This is a genomic window from Chitinophaga silvatica (assembly GCF_003419895.1).
Lineage (GTDB): Bacteria > Bacteroidota > Bacteroidia > Chitinophagales > Chitinophagaceae > Chitinophaga > Chitinophaga silvatica.
Map to the genome: position 1 here is coordinate 231,216 of NZ_QPMM01000010.1, position 16,703 is coordinate 247,918.

A 16,703-nucleotide genomic window follows, 5' to 3' on the forward strand; every position below is an offset into this window, starting at 1 on the left:
CCTGCCATGAGAAAAATTCTACTTTGCGCCTATGCCGCAGTAGCTGCCTCCGCTTGTAATACTGGTACGAGTACCAGCAAAAGCGCTGTCGACAGCACTCTCAATCAGGCATTTGCAGGCTACGAACAACATTTTATTGATGACCTCTGGAAAGCAAACCCCGATTGGGCCACCAGCGTTGGCTATCATAAATATGATAGTGTGCTGATTATACCCAACAATGCAGCCAGAGAAGCAGCTTTACAGTTTGCCGGCCGGCACCTGGATTCACTTAAATCCTATAATCCGGATGCCCTTACCGATGCCAACAAAATTGACTTCCAGTTAATCAACAATTTCCTGGAATCTGTAAAATGGAGCATCGATACGGAGAAAAATTATATCTGGAATCCTTCAAACTACAATGTAAGCGGAACATTTGCTTTCATTCTAAATGAAAACTATCAACCATTAGAACAAAGGCTCCGCAGCTTTGCAGCAAGACTTAATAATGTTCCGGCATACTACGAAGCTGCTAAATCACAGATTAGCAATCCGGTACCAGAACTTACTACCCTGGCTATTGAGCAGAATCTCGGAGGTTTATCTGTTTTCGAAAAAGACTTCGCAGATTCTCTCCGCAAAACCACTATTCCGGCAGCCGAACAGGCCAGCATGGTGGCTCAGGCTAAAGCAGCGGTAGGTGCTATAAACTCGTATGTAAACTGGCTTAAGGCATTAAAACCTGAAAATCCACGCAGCTTCAGATTGGGTAAAGACCTGTATGATCAGAAATTCAGGTACGACATTCAGTCTGCTTATACAGCCGGTCAGATATTTGATTCCGCCATGGTTCGCAAAGCCTATGTACATAAAGAAATGGCGCGGATCAGCAGGGAATTATGGCCTAAGTACTTTGGTAATAAAGCAATGCCGGCAGATTCTTTGGAATTGATTGGTGCAATGATAGATACTTTATCTGCCAACCATGTAAAACCTGAAGAATTTCAGACAGCCATTGAAAAGCAATTACCAACTCTTATCAGCTTTATCAAAGAAAAAAATCTTCTTTATATAGATCCATCAAAACCGCTGGTGGTGCGTAAAGAGCCAGCATATATGGCAGGAGTTGCAGGTGCTTCCATCAGCGCGCCTGGCCCTTATGATAAAGGAGGAAATACTTATTATAATGTTGGAAGTCTTGAAGGCTGGCCTAAAGATAAAGCAGAAAGTTACCTGAGAGAGTACAATCACTATATTCTTCAGATCCTTGATATTCATGAAGCAATCCCAGGACACTACACTCAGCTGGTATATTCCAATCAATCGCCAAGCCTCATTAAATCGATCCTTGCCAATGGTGCTATGATTGAGGGTTGGGCTGTATATACTGAGCAAATGATGTTGGAAAATGGATATGGTAATAATGAACCTGAAATGTGGCTGATGTGGTATAAATGGAATCTTCGCACCGTTTGCAATACTATATTGGATTATAGTGTGCATGTTAAAAACATGAGCAAAGAAGAGGCTATTCATTTATTAACAAAAGAAGCATTTCAACAAGCAGCAGAAGCAGAAGGAAAATGGAGACGTGTAAGCGTGACCAGCGTTCAGCTGACCAGCTATTTCACTGGTTACAAAGAAATTATTGACCTGAGAACTGCATACCAAAAGCAGGAAGGTGCCAATTATAGCTTAAAGGCTTTCAACGAGAAGTTCCTTAGCTATGGAAGTGCGCCGGTTAAATATATTAGTCAATTAATGTTAAAACATTAATACTGTTCTTTTTAATGTGGAGGCCGACTAAAAAGTAAAAAAGTGCTTTTTGGTCGGCCTTCTTTTTTGGGTTATAAATTTCAGTTTTGTTGATTCGAGTACCGTGTCGGCGCCTTTAAATCTCTAAAAATGTAGTTTTAAACAGTCTTCTACTTGTTAACGAGATGATATCTCAACTGCGTTTCCTGGAGAGAAATCTGTGCACCAGGATTTCCTGAAAGATCCTGGTGCACAGATCAATAGCGTTTTTCACTAAAGTCTTACGTTTTTTAATCCTTTAGTGGCACCGGAACAACTTCATCGATGTTATGGGTACCTTCCTTTATCAGAACCAGGTTTCCGTTATCACCCATTTAAAGATCCCGGTGCACAGATCAATAGCGTTTCAATAAAGCCTTACGTTTTTTAATCCTTTAGTGTCACCGGAACAACTTCATCGATGTTATGGGTACCTTCCTTTATCAGAACCTGGTTTCCATTATCACCCATTTTAAAGTCAATCAGGTATTTATTAATCTTTGACAGCAAATTAAACTCGATTTCAAATATATCCGAGGCTTTCCAATAGCCTCTTAATGCATACAGATGGCCTGAATGGGGATCCTGATAAAATTTATAGGCGACCCCAATTCCTAAAGGATAGACGACGGTTGGCTCCCCAATTTGTTTTAACATCAGGGACAGACTTCCTTTTTGCGATATAATTTCGGCGGTTTCGATAGCTAAACTATTTGTGGGAAAAGTGATTATTTTATTAAACAGCTTGTTTTGCTCAGTAGCGCTGGAAATATACCTGGGAGTATCGATCACCATTTTTGCCGCTTGAAGTTCCATTTTTTTCAAGGCATTAAACGCTACAGGATCACTTTTCAATTTCTTATCAGGGTGTAGTGAATGACCAATAATTTCACCAATCTGTTCCTTCTGATCATTAGTAATGCCACCTGCCGTTTGTACGATAATTGCATTATGAATGGAATCGATATGTACTTTTTGACTGCCTCTGCCTTCCATATTGATGCTACCATCCTCGTCGATCCAAAAGCCATAGCCGTAGCCGTCTCCATTTGGAAATACCGTGTTCATTGATTTGGCTTTCTTTATCCATTCCGAAGAAACAATTGACTTATTATTCCATTTACCATTGTCTAACAACAGCTGACCAATTTTAGCCAGGTCATATGGTTTCAAAGCAAGATCCCCCCAGCCATAATTAATACCACGGCTATTTTTCGACCAATAAACGGACTTTATCCCTAATTCATTAAAGAGGTATTTTTTGGCAAAATCTTCAGGAGATAATCCGGTTGCCCGGTAAATAATTTCGGCCAGCAAGTAATAATTGCAACTGCAATAAGAGAATTGCTGACCAGGATTAGCTACAAAAGGAATATTGAAAATGAATTTGGGCCAATTATTTGTTGGAAAAAATTCATGCAACAGACTATCTTCATTTGAAAAGCCACAATCGAAACCCGACGTCATGGTGAGTAAGTTTTTGATAGATAAAGTTTCAAAACCCTTAGCAGTTAATTTGACCTCTGGAAAAAATGAGGACACCAATTGATCTTCATTCTTGATAAAACTTTTGTCTATGGCGATGCCAATAAGGAGTGATGTTATGGATTTTGTACAAGACGCCAGGTCATGGCGTAAATTTGAGCGAAAGGGATAAAAATAAGCATCCAGTATGACTTTCTTATTCCGTACAATTAACAGGCTATGAATATTTACTTTGTTTTCTTTTACATAAGTAAAAATCTCACTTAAACCTTTTGAAGAAAAACCTTCGTTTTCTGGTGTGGAGAAAGCAAGTATTTCCTCCGGGGTCAACGGTTTAGAAACCTGTGTTGTTTGTGAAAAAATCAGCACTGTTTTAAACAACAGTAGTAGTAATAGGGTAATCCTCTTATAATGGAAATTGTTCATAAGTATCATTTAATATATGTACGAAGATAAAAAAGGCTATTTAAAAGCACTTTTTGCTTTTAAATAGCCTTTTTTTGTCTTTATACTTGCGGAATAACTTTTGCAATACAATGATATCACCTCAAAATCAGCAATCATGAAAAAAGCATCGTTATCATTATCATTACTTGCAGGAGGGATATTTTTACTTACATCATGCGTGGTACCAAGACCGCCCAGACCTCCACATCATAGGCATCACAGGCATCATATGGAGACTACTTTTTCTGCTTTGGTTTATTCCTTTGTTGCAGAAGTTTCAAAATTTTATTGAGTTTGGCAGGATCATCGACATATGGAGAAAGGTCGAAGAGCTCTACCTTCCTGAATGCAACAGGGTGACTTTCACTTTGTAAAGAGATCGTGCCTTCAGAAAGCAAGCGGCCTTCCTCCAATAGTTTTGGATCGGCATGGGAAACTGAGCCACCACCTACCTGAGGCTTATTGTAAACAATCACGGTATCTCCTTCAACAATGTGCTTGATTACTGAATCTCTGAGTACCAGTGCTTCAGCATGCACCCAAACATCGCCATGATATGTTTTGGAAGTAGAACTGATACAGTGATCTTTAATCAGTTTACCATTCATTACAACGTTGGTGCCTGGCGTACACAGATTGGAAGTAGTACGAACATCTTTTCCATTTCCACCTAACAATTGTTCTTCCAGGGAGATAGGAAAATCCTGATCTTTAGTCATACTCGCAGCAGTTTGTCCGTGCAGCATTACACCACTATTGCGATAAGCCCAACCTGGTCCGCCTTTCACCTGATCGCCGGTAAATTTATATTCAACGACTACCAGGTAAGCAGAGAAATTCTTTCTATAAAAAATATGTCCATATTGATTGTTAAAATCGTCGTATCCTTCGTAACTCACTTTGAGCATGCCACTATCAACGCGAAAGGTATTGGCAAAATTATCATTCAATTCATGTCCGCTGATTTTAATATCCCAATCTTTCAGGTCTTTTCCATTAAACAGTTTTATCCATTTGTCGGGTCCAATTTCTTTTTGTGCATAGGTGTTTAGTCCAGCTAGTAACAATAACGCGGTCAGTGTTTTTTTCATGTGTTCAGTATTTAACTGATCAAGATACTTGTTAGAAAAGATAAAAGCAAGGATGGCACATAATTCGTGAAAAAAACACAGATCAAAGTGTTGAGGTATGCGATATTTTCCGTGGTTGATAATAGCAATCGGATTGTTAACGAGTCAGTTATTGTATAGCCAGAGTGCGTGGCAGAATACGCTTAAGACAGAGTTGGAACAATTGGATAAAGTGGGGCCTGAGAATTGGCCAGCTCATGTTTCGGCGTTGGAAAAGCTTGCAAAGCAATATCCTGATGAGTGGTTATTACAGTATTATGCAGGTTGGTCGGCCACCCAGTTATCATTTAGAAGTGGTAAGGCAGAAGCAGAAAACTTGTGCAATAAGGCAGAACCTTATGTAAAAAAAGCCCTGGATATGCAACCGGATAATACAGAAACGCTGACATTGATGGCGTATTGGTTATCGGCTAAAATAAATGCAGTGCCATCGAGGGGTGCGAAATTGGGAGTAGAAAGCCGTAAATACGCAGAAAAAGGAATTAATGCCAATCCAGATAATCCGAGGGCCTGGCTGATTAAGGCACTGAATATTTATTATACGCCTAAAATCTTTGGGGGAGGAAAGCAAAGGGCTAAGTCGACCGTTGACATAGCAGGGAATAAATTTGCGGCATTCAGGCCTAATAATACGCTGGCGCCAAATTGGGGGCAACAAATTTATAATGTGTTATCTGAGAGTTATAAATAGTGTGTAAGAAAATATACAACGGGTCGCGGGTGCCACAGTACCGAATACACGAAATATATGTAACATATTGATTATTAAACAATTGAAAAATTTGCAAGATTTTGGTGGCGATAGCTACAAACGCATCTTATGAATTTACGGACACCTCGACTCAACCATTTGGAGCCTGCCCCTCCTAAAGCCGGGCCACTGTACGACAGTTCCAACATTATTAACGTTACACCAGAGGGTAGAATAGTTTCGATTTTTATAGGCTCATGGCTGGTTGGATCGGCAATCAGTAAGGTGGATAAATCGCCGGTACAAAGTCTTTTCAAGCTATTGGGAGCCGGGTATTTATTGTACCGCGGGATTAGTGGTAATGATTTTATCAGTGGTTTATTTGGGAAGCGGATGCCCGACAGGCATACTTCCTCTATCAATATCCGAACATCAATAAGAATCGATAATCCTAAGGAAGAAGTATATTATTTCTGGCGCCAGTTAGGAAATCTTCCTTCTTTTATGAAGCATTTGCAATCTGTGGAGGAGAAAGATCCTTTTCATTCGCATTGGATTGTGAAAGGACCAGGAGGAATTGGCTCTTTGGAATGGGATGCAGAAATAGTGAAAGAGATACCAGGAGCAATAATTGGTTGGCGATCCTTACCAGGATCAAGTATCGCAACAGCGGGAAGAGTTACTTTTATTGATACGCCCAATGGAGGAACTGAGATTGATGTAATGATTACCTACAGGCCGCCAGCGGGATATGTAGGATCCGGACTGGCCTGGCTTTTAAATCCAACTTTTGAGAATATGGTGATAAAAGATATACGAAGATTTAAAAACTATATGGAAACTGGCGAGAGCATCCAGTAAATCGACTTACCAAAACTCACCAGGTACGCGAATAAAAAGAGGCTTTTTCTACTGAGTAGAGAAAGCCTCTTTTCAATAAGTTAATGGCTTTTAAGAAAGTACTTCTCTTTTAAAACGGTTGAATCCATTTTGGCTTTTGTTGATCAACCTCAAAATCCTTTCCCGGGTATCGTCCTGTAGCCCAGAAATTTCATGTTCAAAAAGTTCTTTCAGATCAGAAAGATCTTCCCCACCTTTACCAATAAGGCCATTGATTTTATGGCGCCAGTCATCGGCTGTGCTTTTGATTTTTTTACGAGTTTTATTACCGCTATCAGGTGCAGTTAATAATCCAATTACTATTCCTGCAGACAATCCGGCAATAGCACCTGCTAAAAATTTCGTTGTAGACATAATACTGGATTTTTTTATGGTTTAACAAAAGTTGCGTGTGCATGGTTTAAACACGCTCAGCTCATATTTTTCAAATATCGAGCCATACCAGAATTATGGGAAGAAAAAAACCACCTGTTAAAACAGTGCAAGAATGCTAAACAAAAGTGTGGAATTGTGATCCCGGGACAACCTCAGAACGATAATTGCCCCGGTCAGGTGGATAAGTAGATAAGCGTAATAGATAATGGAATTTATAAAAGTCAAACGGTGAAAATAAAAATAAGCACATTCTGGTATTTTTCAAACCTTTTTGAAAGATATGAAATAATAAATTTTATTAAAAAGTAAATCCCCTCCGGAAATTCAATACCAGAGGGGATTTACTTAGTTTTTAAATATATTAAATAAGATTGATTTTTTTTCTAGTTCGCTTCCAACAAGCGATTTATAAGCCTGTTGAAGTCTGATTGAAATTGTTGGTAATGCTCGCCGGTACCTGGTCCGGAGAAGCCTGTATGTATTTCTTCCACGTCTCCGTGTTTGTTTATAAAGATGGTAGTAGGAAATCCTTTGATACCTGTTAGCTGAGGTAAAGTTTTTTCACCTTTTTCGGGATCACCTGGCGTTACTCCGGTAATCAGCACGGGATATTTCACATCAAAACGTTGGAGGAAGCCTTGCAGGCTCTTTTTAGATTTCTCGAAATCAGTAGTTCTTTCGTAAGCCAGACCAATTACTTCTACTCCCCTGTCCTTGTTCTTATCGTACCACTTGCTTAAGAAACCAGTTTCATCCATACAATTGGGGCACCATGAACCCATCAGTGTAATGACTACAACCTTATTTTTAAACCTCTCGTCTTTGATACTTACTTTATTTCCGTTTAAATCCGGGAAGGTGAAGTTGAGCTGCTTTTGCCCCGGTTTCATTGTTGCCAATGTTCTTTCATCGGGAAGTTTTGCAGAATCATTTTTTACAGCGCTGAAGTATTCCAATCCGTCACCAATGCCGGCATAAAAAATACCGTTAGTGATGCTATCTTTTTTTACGAGGGCAGTAAACAGATAAGCATGGGAGCCATCGAAGGTAGATAAGCGAAGCGTATCGCCATTCATTACCCCATCGAGGAAACGATAATCACCGGTCGTAGTAAGGAAAGTACCATGTACTATGTTTCCTGCCTGTTTGAATTCTCCGATCGCAGTAGAAGGTGCTTTATCCTTATCTTTTGCAGATACAAACTGAGTAACCCACCTGCCAGAGACATCGGCAGTAGCAGGAGTTGTTTCAGGGAATCTTTCTTTTATTCCGGCTTTAGCCGTAAACGGAACACTTACATCCTTATCTGCCAGATGCCTGATCCAAAGACCGGTGGCTGTACTATCGTCTGTTAGTTTTGCCTTAAACTCAGAATCAAAGAATGGCATTTTGATAAAGAGAGAATCTCCTTCAACCTTAATATCATCAACCAATAATCTATCATCTGCATTTAAAACATACAATACACTATCCTTTACATCAAAGTTGAAAACAATATCTGCTCCATCGCTTCTGTGTAATTTGGCCTGCCATATACCATTGGCCAGGTTTCTGCTTGTGTTACCAGCACCACAGGCTGCTAAAAACAAGCCCATAATGCCCATCCAGCTTTTTTTCATACCATTAAATTTGTGAATAATTTCTGTTACCAAACAGCAGACTGCCGATGCGCACCATAGTACTTCCTTCCTGTAAGGCTATGTGATAATCGGCACTCATACCAATAGATAATTCTTTGAAATAGGAATGATCCTTCAGAAAGGTATTCCTGATGTTATTGAAAATTTCATGGAGCTGGTGGAACTCCGAGCGAATTTTAGATTCATCATCTGTATTGGTAGCCATGCCCATTAAACCAGCAATTCTTATGTTGGCATATACAGATTGGTTTTCGGTAAATGCTGTGAGAAGTGATTCAATCTCATTCACATCCATTCCAAACTTTGTTTCTTCATCAGCAATATGTACCTGTAACAAACAATTAATGATGCGCTGATTTTTTGCAGCCTGTTTATTTATTTCCTGCAGGAGTTTCAGGCTATCAACAGCATGAATAGTGTGCACATAAGGGGCAATATACTTTACTTTATTGGATTGCAGGTGACCAATAAAATGCCATTCGATATCGCTTGGCAGTACTCCCTGCTTTTCGGTCATTTCCTGTACATAATTCTCACCAAAGATCCTTTGTCCTGCTTCATAAAGAGCTGTAATATCCTCTGCCGGCTTGGTTTTAGACACTGCCACAAGTCTTGCATTGTAGGGATTTAGCTCCTGAAGTATTTGCTGATATGCTACTAAATTGATTGCCATGCCACAAAAATAATCAGGATTCAGCGAATTTTGTGTTGTAACCACAAAATCCGTGAATCCTGACGTATGTGTTGACCTTAATTTTATTTGTTAACCTAAGATAGATCTGCTGATTACGATCCTTTGAATTTCGGATGTTCCTTCATAGATCTGAGTAATCTTAGCGTCTCTCATCAGCCTTTCTACATGGTATTCCTTTACAAATCCATAACCTCCGTGCACCTGTACCGCTTCGGTGGTTACCCACATTGCAGTTTCAGAAGCAAATACTTTGGCCATAGAACCACTAAGGGTATAATCGAGATGCTGATCTTTTTCCCATGCGGCTTTCAGGCATAATAATCTGGAAGCTTCCACTTTGGTGGCCATGTCGGCTAATTTGAACTGAATAGCCTGATGATGAGATATTTCCTTACCAAAAGCTTTTCTTTCTTTTGAATATTTAAGAGCCAGTTCGTAAGCTCCACTTGCAATACCAAGAGCCTGGGAAGCAATACCAATACGGCCTCCGGCTAAGGTTTTCATTGCAAATTTGAAACCGAAGCCATCTTCACCGATTCTGTTCTCTTTCGGCACTTTCACATCCTGGAACATTACGCTGTGCGTGTCGCTACCTCTGATACCCAGTTTATTTTCTTTAGGGCCGATTGTAACACCGGGAGTATCTTTTTCTATAATGAGGGCATTAATACCTTTACTGCCTTTTTCGGGATGAGTTTGAACAATTACCAGGTAAACGCTGGCGGTACCACCATTGGTAATCCAGTTTTTTGTACCATTAACTAAATAATGGTCCCCCATATCTTCGGCTGTGGTACGTTGACTGGTAGCATCGGAACCAGCTTCTGGCTCGCTGAGCATAAAGGCACCGATAATCTGACCGGAAGCCAGAGGTACCAGGTATTTTTGTTTTTGTTCTTCGGTTCCGAAAGTTTCTAACCCCCAACAAACCAATGAGTTATTTACACTCATAACTACAGAAGCAGAAGCATCAATTTTAGAAATTTCTTCCATAGCCAATACATAGGAAATGGTATCCAGTCCGGCACCGCCGTACTTAGGACTAACCATCATTCCCAGAAAACCCAACTCTCCCAATTTCTTTATCTGCTCGGTAGGAAATTTCTGATGCTCATCTCTTTCTATCACACCTGGAAGTAATTCATTGACTGCAAAATCCCTTGCGGCCTTTTGAATCATCAGGTGCTCTTCTGTAAATTGAAAATCCATTGTTTTAGTTTTAGTGTATTAAGCCCAAATTATTTATAAATCAGGACCTAAAAAAATAGGTAGATTAAAATTCAGGTTTGTCAACCAGAACAGGGGAAATATTAAACAAATCGTTATAATAATTGATCTGTATTGGAATTGGTTTAGTGATTTCAGTCAAGTTTTACACTAAGATATTATGGCATCCTTTGTGGGTTCATCTAAAAACCAGTAGCTTGCCAGTAATTCTATCTTTATGAAGAATATTAAAATAATAGAAGTAAAATCAGAAATTGGAGCTGGAACCCGAGGCGCCAGTTTAGGAGTAGACGCAATTAAGATAGCCGCTCTTGACTTTATGAGTAACTTTTTTGTGCACTTCCCCACCGAAGCAATTGAAACGGAAAACAAACTTTTATTTGAGCCCATCGAATCTCCTTATGCTAAAAGGATAAAAGGTACATTAACCATGTACGAAAGGATCAGCAAAAGTGTTTGCGAAACAGTAAAAACCAACTGGTTCCCTGTTTTATTATCCGGTGATCATAGTACCGCAGGTGCTACTATTGCAGGTTTGAAAATGGCACATCCAAAAGCCAAACTTGGAGTAATTTGGATAGATGCTCACGCAGATCTGCATACTCCGTATACCACACCTTCGGGTAATATGCATGGTATGCCGCTTGCTACTGCGATAGCAGAAGATAATCTCGACTGTAAAGTGCATGATATAGATGAAAATGCAGCCAAAGCCTGGAATGCGCTTAAGAATATCGGAAAGATAGCTCCCAAAGTATTACCGGAAGATATAGTATTTATCTCTTTGCGTGACTATGAAAAAGAGGAAGATCATCTCATCAAAAAATACGGGATGAAAGTGATCACCACTAATGAAGTACGCAGAAAAGGCCCGGAAGCGATTTCCAGGTCGGTATTCCGCTACCTGAGTGATTGTGATTACATCTATGTATCATTTGATGTAGATAGTCTGGATGCTTCTATATCCAGGGGCACAGGAACTCCGGTAAGTAATGGACTGAGAGAGCGGGAAGCAGAAGATCTTATTGCTAAGTTTATGCAGCACCGTAAGATCTGTTGTTTCGAGATTACAGAAGTAAATCCAACACTGGACAGAGAAAACCTGATGGCAGAAATAGCCTTTAATATTCTGCAGCGTAGTGTGAATGTGCTGATGATGAATTAGCTTCTACAGATGGAAATATGCAATTAACCACCCGGTTACTTCACTGTAGCTGCGGATTCCTTTTTCCTGGTTATTGGCTTTCAGGTAGCGGTCGTAGAGCATGGTAGAATATTCATCCACCTTCCCGGTATAAGGTTCATAAAACTCGATAATCGATTTATAATCTGCCTTTACCCCAGGCAATGCCCTGCGCCAGATTTCCTTAGCTAAAGCAGTATCACGATAACTTAACTGTCGGATACTGTACAGAAACATATCGAAATTGGCGGAATAACGGAAACGGGTATCCGAAGTACTGGTAGCAGCCAGATAACCAACAAAATTTGCTGTTTCTTCGGGGGCATATCCCAATTGATGTGCAATTTCGTGGCAGGAAATAAAAGGATGTAGAACAGGAGGAACTGTGAGGTTGACCTGTGCTTCATTGGTAAAAGGATTCAGGTAACCGGTTACGCCGGTATAATTCAACCATTTACCATAAATAGATCTCTTGATACTAGGAGCTTTATATCTGAATGCCGGCCAGGTTTCGGCAGCAGCTTTATACGCTACGATGGCCCGTTTAAAAACATTCTTATCAGGATCGGGAGATAAAGCGTTTAGGGTATCACCTGTCTGGAGTTTTCCTTTGTTGACCAGAGATAGCAAGGTATCAGTCAAATGATAGAGCTGTTGGGTATTATAAGAGGGTTGAACAACTAGTCCAACATCTTTAGCGGGGCTACTTCTTTCATAGTTGAATCCCCATAAAATCAGAAAAGCCAGATAAGTTCTCAACAAAAAATGAAGGGCTCTGAGAAGGATCTCAAATACACCTTCCCAGGCAAAAGTTATGAGTTTATAACATAGTTTTAACAAATAAACTATAGCTCCAATAACCCAGGCAGTATATATTACATCGCCAATGCTAAATGGAACTATACCTGTTATCTGTCTAAATACCAGACTACTCCAATTATACCACCTATCGAAGTAGAAACTACTGAATTGGTTGCTCCAGGAGAATAAACCTTTTAACAACAGTATAGCCGCAAGTGTTAGTACAATACGGAAGATTTTCTTATTAATCCAGACTTTTGTCTCCATATAATGTGGCGAACATGATAGATGAAATTCTACAAAAACAATTAAGTACGGCAATTACCGAACAATTAAAGGTAAAAATACTGATTAATGATGCAAAAAGCATTCATGGAGGAGATATTAACCAGGCTTATCGTATAAATACCAATGAAGGGTATTTTTTTCTGAAGATGAACGATGCAGAAAAATACCCGGATATGTTTGCACAGGAGTATATGGGAATGCTTGAATTGAAAAAAGCAGATGCATTACCAATTCCGAAGCCATTGGCATACGGACAGGTAAATGGGCAGTCGTACTACTTATCGGAATATATCACCAAGGGCCAGACCATACCGGATTTTTGGGATGATTTTGCTTTATTACTGGCCAGACAACATAGAATTACCCAACCACATTTTGGCTTTATTTCGCCTAATTATATCGGTTCGTTGAAGCAATATAATACCCCATACAGCAATTGGCCGGTATTCTTTGCATTTAACCGTTTATTGCCGCTAATACGAATGGCATATGACCAGAAGATTGTAGATAAATCGATGGTTCAGCAGGTAGAAGCATTATGCAAGCAGCTCCCGCAGTTATTTCCATCAGAGCCGCCGGCCTTGTTGCATGGCGATTTATGGTCGGGGAACTTCATGGTGGGAAGTAACGGGCGAGCTTGTGTATTTGATCCGTCAGTGTATTACGGGCATAGAGAAATGGACCTGGCAATGACAAGGTTATTCGGCGGATTTGATACCCGCTTTTACTATGCTTACCAGGCCGTATATCCTTTACAACCGGGATGGCAGCAACGCATCGGTGTATGTCAGCTATACCCGTTGTTGGTACATTTAATCTTATTTGGGGGGAATTATTACGGAAGCATCAAAGAAATACTACAGTCGTACTAGTTATTGTTCGTCATTCGATTCCATGAATTCGCGCATCTTGTGATACTCTTCCTGGATAAGCGGATAGTACTTATCGACATCAGCCTGCACTTCTTCAAAAAGTTTGACAACTTCCTGGTCGTCAGGGATCTGGTTATTTCTGAAAATATTTTCCAGGTTTTGCATTTTGGCACTGATCCAGGTAAGTCCAACCATTGCGAAGTTAGGTTTGAGCTTGTGTACCTGAATTTTCATCATATTCCAATCTTTATTGTCGACCATCACAATGAGTTTATTCAGTTCTTCTCTGATGGTACGAATAAAGATTTCAAACAAGTCGGCGGCATAGGAGATATTACTCTCATAGAGATCTGTGAGATACTTAACATCTAAATCTTCATTAAACTCAAATCCGCTAATATTCTGCACTTCTTCCATTATTAGTTCTGTTTCGTCTTCGTTTAGATATTTATTAAAAATCTGTAATAGTTGATCTGGTGTATAGGGTTTAGTGAGTATATCGGTAATCCCGGCCTCTCTTGCCATGGTTGCAGTGCTTTCCATTGCAACGGCGGTGGTGGCGATAACGGGAGTAGCAACATTGGGTTTATTTTCATCGGCTCTGATCATTTGAGCGAGTTCGAGTCCATTCATTCCGGGAATTCGTATATCCATCAGGATAAGATCGTACTGTCTGGATTCCAGGAACCAGGAAGCATCCGGGCCGTTTGTAGCTATCTGGTATTGTATTTTATATTTTTCCAGTAAGCTCATGATATATCGAAGATTCATCTGATTATCTTCAACTACCAGTACTCTTGCTCCTTCAAAAGATCTATGAACCAGTTGTTTGTTTAATTTTCCTGCAGTTACCAGTGGTTTACGGCTATCCATGAAAGGGATAGTAAAACTGAAGGAGGTATTATATCCGGGTACTTCTGTTACTACAATATCGCCGCCCTGAAAGTTTACCAGTTGTTTGGCGATGGCCAGGCCGAGGCCGGAGCCGCCGTATTTTTGTCTGATTTCTTCTTCGGCTTGTTTATAGTTTTGGAAGATGAGTTCCAGTTTATCTTTTTTTATGCCGATACCGGTATCGCAAATACGAAACCGGACCCATACTTTATTTTCCTGCCAGTTTTCGAGGGTTGCTTTGAGAGCGATTTCTCCCTCATGGGTGAATTTCTCTGCATTACCTAACAAATTGATTAATATTTGGTTTAAAAGCATATCGTCACCGATCAGCCAGGTATTCAGAGCAGATTCTACTTCAGCAGTTACGGTAATTGGGCGATTTCCGACCTTCAGTTCAAAGGTTTGGCGGAGAGACTGAATCAGTTCTCTTAGGTTAAACTCACGCTGATTGACTTGGATTTCACCAGCTTCGATACGTGAAATATCGAGTATATCGCTGACAATTCCCAGCAGTATGTTGGAAGAGTGTTTTAGTATTCTTACGTATTCGGACTGGCGTTGATCCAGGGAAGTTTCTTCCAGGAGGTGAGACATTCCGATGATGGCGTTGAGGGGCGTGCGTATTTCGTGGCTCATATTGGCCAGGAAATCTTTTTGTGCGTGCCGGGCTTCTTCAGCCTGGCGGCGGGCGTCCTCGAGTTCGGCCTGTAGTTTTTTCTGAGGGGTGATATCCATATGGATGCCTGCCCCACCGATTACCTTTCCTTTATTATCGTAGATGTTGGTAGAGCTTGCGAGGATCCAGCGGGGAGAACCATCTTTTAGTCTGATTTCCATATCATAGACCAGAGGGATATTGTCTTCCATTCGTTTTTTACGAAGTGCTTTGGCATAGGCGCGATTTTCTTCGGGAACGAAAATATCGGTCAGGTTTTTACCGATCAGTTCGTCTTCTTTATATCCGGAGAGGCGGCAAAAGCTTTCGTATACTCTGGTGATATTTCCTTTTTCGTCGGTTTCGCACATGGCGGCGTTGAGGTTATTCAGGATTACCCTGAATTTTTCCTCGTTGCGTTTTATTTCGGATTGGATGTGATGTCGCCGGGTGACATTAATTGTTTGCCAGATAGCTCCTTTGAATGATTGGCCGTGGAAAAGGGGGAGGTAAGTAATTTCCCACATTTCTCCGTTTTTGAAGGGTACTTCCCAACCGAACCAAGGTTTTTTTTCTTTTCTGAAGGCTTTGAGTCGATCTGCAATATTGACAGATGGGTCGACCATTGGTTCGAAGAAGCGGATGAGTTTGGTGAATGAGAGATTGATAGGATTTTGGCCTTTCATGTGTTGGAGGAAGGCGTTGTTGACCCAGGTGCAGCGGTACTTTTCGTCGGTGACGAGGAGGCCTGCGATAGAGCTGTTGAGCCAGGCGGTTAAGGGCAAAGAAAAGATATCCGGGCTGTCGGTAGTAGACAGGTCGGTTGACTCATTGGCATACTTTTCAATGTTTTTTCGTATGGCTTTCATCATCTAAGATGGACTGGGGATAAGGGTTTTTCTAAAAGTAATAGGTTGTGAGAACGGGCGAAAATGCTTATCTTTGCGGTTCACACCAGTTGGACACAGCGCTAATATGGTTGATATTTTATCATATAAATATATATATAAGATATCATTAGTGAACAAAATTAGTAAATTTTTGCAATTGCAAATATTTAATTACCTTTGCATCCCTCTAAAAGTGAGGATATTGATATGAAACAACTCCGCGAATTTGACATTGCCTTTGTTGGGTTAAAACCAGGGGAGCATTCATTTCAGTACACTATCGGAGATAGTTTTTTTGAGAATTTTGAGGAGCCGAAAGATTTCAGTGAATGTGAAGTTACGGTGCAGTTGACATTGGATAAGAAGAGTAATTTCTTTTTATTGAAGTTTGCCATAGGAGGTAAGGTTACTGTAACTTGTGACCGATGTGGGGAGCCTTTCGAGATGCAGCTATGGGATGATTTCAATCAGATAGTTAAGCTGGTTGATAATCCGGAAGAGATGAGTGAAGGTGAAGAGGATCCTGATGTTGCGTATATCTCAAAAACGGAGAGTCATTTGAATGTAGCGGAATGGATATATGAGTTTATTCATTTAAGTATTCCGATGCAACGAATACATCCGGATAAGGCAGGAAAAAGCGGGTGTGATCCGAAGGTGCTTGAAATGCTGGCTCAGATGAATCAGCAGGCAAAAGAGAACGATAACCCAATCTGGAAAGGATTGGATAAATTTAAGGACAATTAAAAATTAAA

General features: G+C 40.3%; 14 protein-coding genes. 6 read left to right on the forward strand and 8 right to left on the reverse strand.

Features of this window, described 5'->3' with window-relative positions:
• The first annotated feature begins 6 nt into the window (after positions 1 to 6).
• The gene (locus tag DVR12_RS18840) at positions 7 to 1,758 is read left to right on the forward strand and encodes a DUF885 domain-containing protein (protein WP_116977340.1); all 1,752 of its coding nucleotides are present in this window, start codon (positions 7 to 9) and stop codon (positions 1,756 to 1,758) included.
• 405 nt (positions 1,759 to 2,163) lie between these two features.
• Here DVR12_RS18840 and DVR12_RS18845 read toward each other — a convergent pair whose 3' ends face one another.
• Together DVR12_RS18845 and DVR12_RS18850 are read right to left on the reverse strand one after the other, a co-directional pair.
• Positions 2,164 to 3,687, reverse strand: a complete 1,524-nt coding sequence (locus DVR12_RS18845; protein WP_158563304.1) for a serine hydrolase domain-containing protein — start codon at positions 3,685 to 3,687, stop codon at positions 2,164 to 2,166.
• A gap of 257 nt (positions 3,688 to 3,944) precedes the next feature.
• Positions 3,945 to 4,799: a 3-keto-disaccharide hydrolase gene (locus DVR12_RS18850; RefSeq protein ID WP_116977342.1), complete on the reverse strand. Its 855-nt coding sequence runs from the start codon at positions 4,797 to 4,799 to the stop codon at positions 3,945 to 3,947.
• Between the two features lie 97 nt (positions 4,800 to 4,896).
• Between DVR12_RS18850 and DVR12_RS18855 the strand changes: the two genes are divergently transcribed.
• Together DVR12_RS18855 and DVR12_RS18860 are read left to right on the forward strand one after the other, a co-directional pair.
• Positions 4,897 to 5,529, forward strand: coding sequence for a tetratricopeptide repeat protein (locus DVR12_RS18855; protein ID WP_116977343.1), 633 nt, complete (start codon positions 4,897 to 4,899; stop codon positions 5,527 to 5,529).
• Between the two features lie 129 nt (positions 5,530 to 5,658).
• Positions 5,659 to 6,390, forward strand: coding sequence for an SRPBCC family protein (locus tag DVR12_RS18860; RefSeq protein ID WP_116977344.1), 732 nt, complete (start codon positions 5,659 to 5,661; stop codon positions 6,388 to 6,390).
• 90 nt (positions 6,391 to 6,480) lie between these two features.
• Here DVR12_RS18860 and DVR12_RS18865 read toward each other — a convergent pair whose 3' ends face one another.
• From DVR12_RS18865 to DVR12_RS18880, 4 genes are all read right to left on the reverse strand, one after another.
• Positions 6,481 to 6,783 carry a YtxH domain-containing protein gene (locus tag DVR12_RS18865; RefSeq protein ID WP_116977345.1) on the reverse strand — a complete coding sequence of 101 codons (303 nt, stop codon included), beginning with the start codon at positions 6,781 to 6,783 and terminating at the stop codon, positions 6,481 to 6,483.
• A 404-nt stretch (positions 6,784 to 7,187) separates the two neighbouring features.
• The gene (locus DVR12_RS18870; RefSeq protein WP_116977346.1) at positions 7,188 to 8,423 is read right to left on the reverse strand and encodes a TlpA disulfide reductase family protein; all 1,236 of its coding nucleotides are present in this window, start codon (positions 8,421 to 8,423) and stop codon (positions 7,188 to 7,190) included.
• A gap of 4 nt (positions 8,424 to 8,427) precedes the next feature.
• Positions 8,428 to 9,117, reverse strand: coding sequence for a YggS family pyridoxal phosphate-dependent enzyme (locus DVR12_RS18875; protein ID WP_116977347.1), 690 nt, complete (start codon positions 9,115 to 9,117; stop codon positions 8,428 to 8,430).
• A 90-nt stretch (positions 9,118 to 9,207) separates the two neighbouring features.
• Complete coding sequence (locus DVR12_RS18880) at positions 9,208 to 10,347, reverse strand: acyl-CoA dehydrogenase (protein WP_116977348.1); 1,140 nt, start codon at positions 10,345 to 10,347, stop codon at positions 9,208 to 9,210.
• A gap of 235 nt (positions 10,348 to 10,582) precedes the next feature.
• Here DVR12_RS18880 and DVR12_RS18885 point away from each other — a divergent pair, with 235 nt between their 5' ends.
• Positions 10,583 to 11,530, forward strand: a complete 948-nt coding sequence (locus DVR12_RS18885) for an arginase (protein WP_116977349.1) — start codon at positions 10,583 to 10,585, stop codon at positions 11,528 to 11,530.
• A gap of 3 nt (positions 11,531 to 11,533) precedes the next feature.
• Here the strand turns inward: DVR12_RS18885 and DVR12_RS18890 are convergent, their stop codons facing one another.
• Positions 11,534 to 12,616, reverse strand: a complete 1,083-nt coding sequence (locus DVR12_RS18890) for a DUF3810 domain-containing protein (RefSeq protein WP_116977350.1) — start codon at positions 12,614 to 12,616, stop codon at positions 11,534 to 11,536.
• Between the two features lie 14 nt (positions 12,617 to 12,630).
• Between DVR12_RS18890 and DVR12_RS18895 the strand changes: the two genes are divergently transcribed.
• Entirely contained in the window at positions 12,631 to 13,509 is an 879-nt protein-coding gene (locus DVR12_RS18895; protein ID WP_116977351.1) for a fructosamine kinase family protein, read from the forward strand.
• Here DVR12_RS18895 and DVR12_RS18900 read toward each other — a convergent pair whose 3' ends face one another.
• Entirely contained in the window at positions 13,510 to 15,930 is a 2,421-nt protein-coding gene (locus DVR12_RS18900) for a PAS domain-containing hybrid sensor histidine kinase/response regulator (protein ID WP_116977352.1), read from the reverse strand.
• 225 nt (positions 15,931 to 16,155) lie between these two features.
• Here DVR12_RS18900 and DVR12_RS18905 point away from each other — a divergent pair, with 225 nt between their 5' ends.
• Positions 16,156 to 16,695 carry a YceD family protein gene (locus DVR12_RS18905; protein WP_116977353.1) on the forward strand — a complete coding sequence of 180 codons (540 nt, stop codon included), beginning with the start codon at positions 16,156 to 16,158 and terminating at the stop codon, positions 16,693 to 16,695.
• Positions 16,696 to 16,703 lie beyond the last annotated feature (8 nt).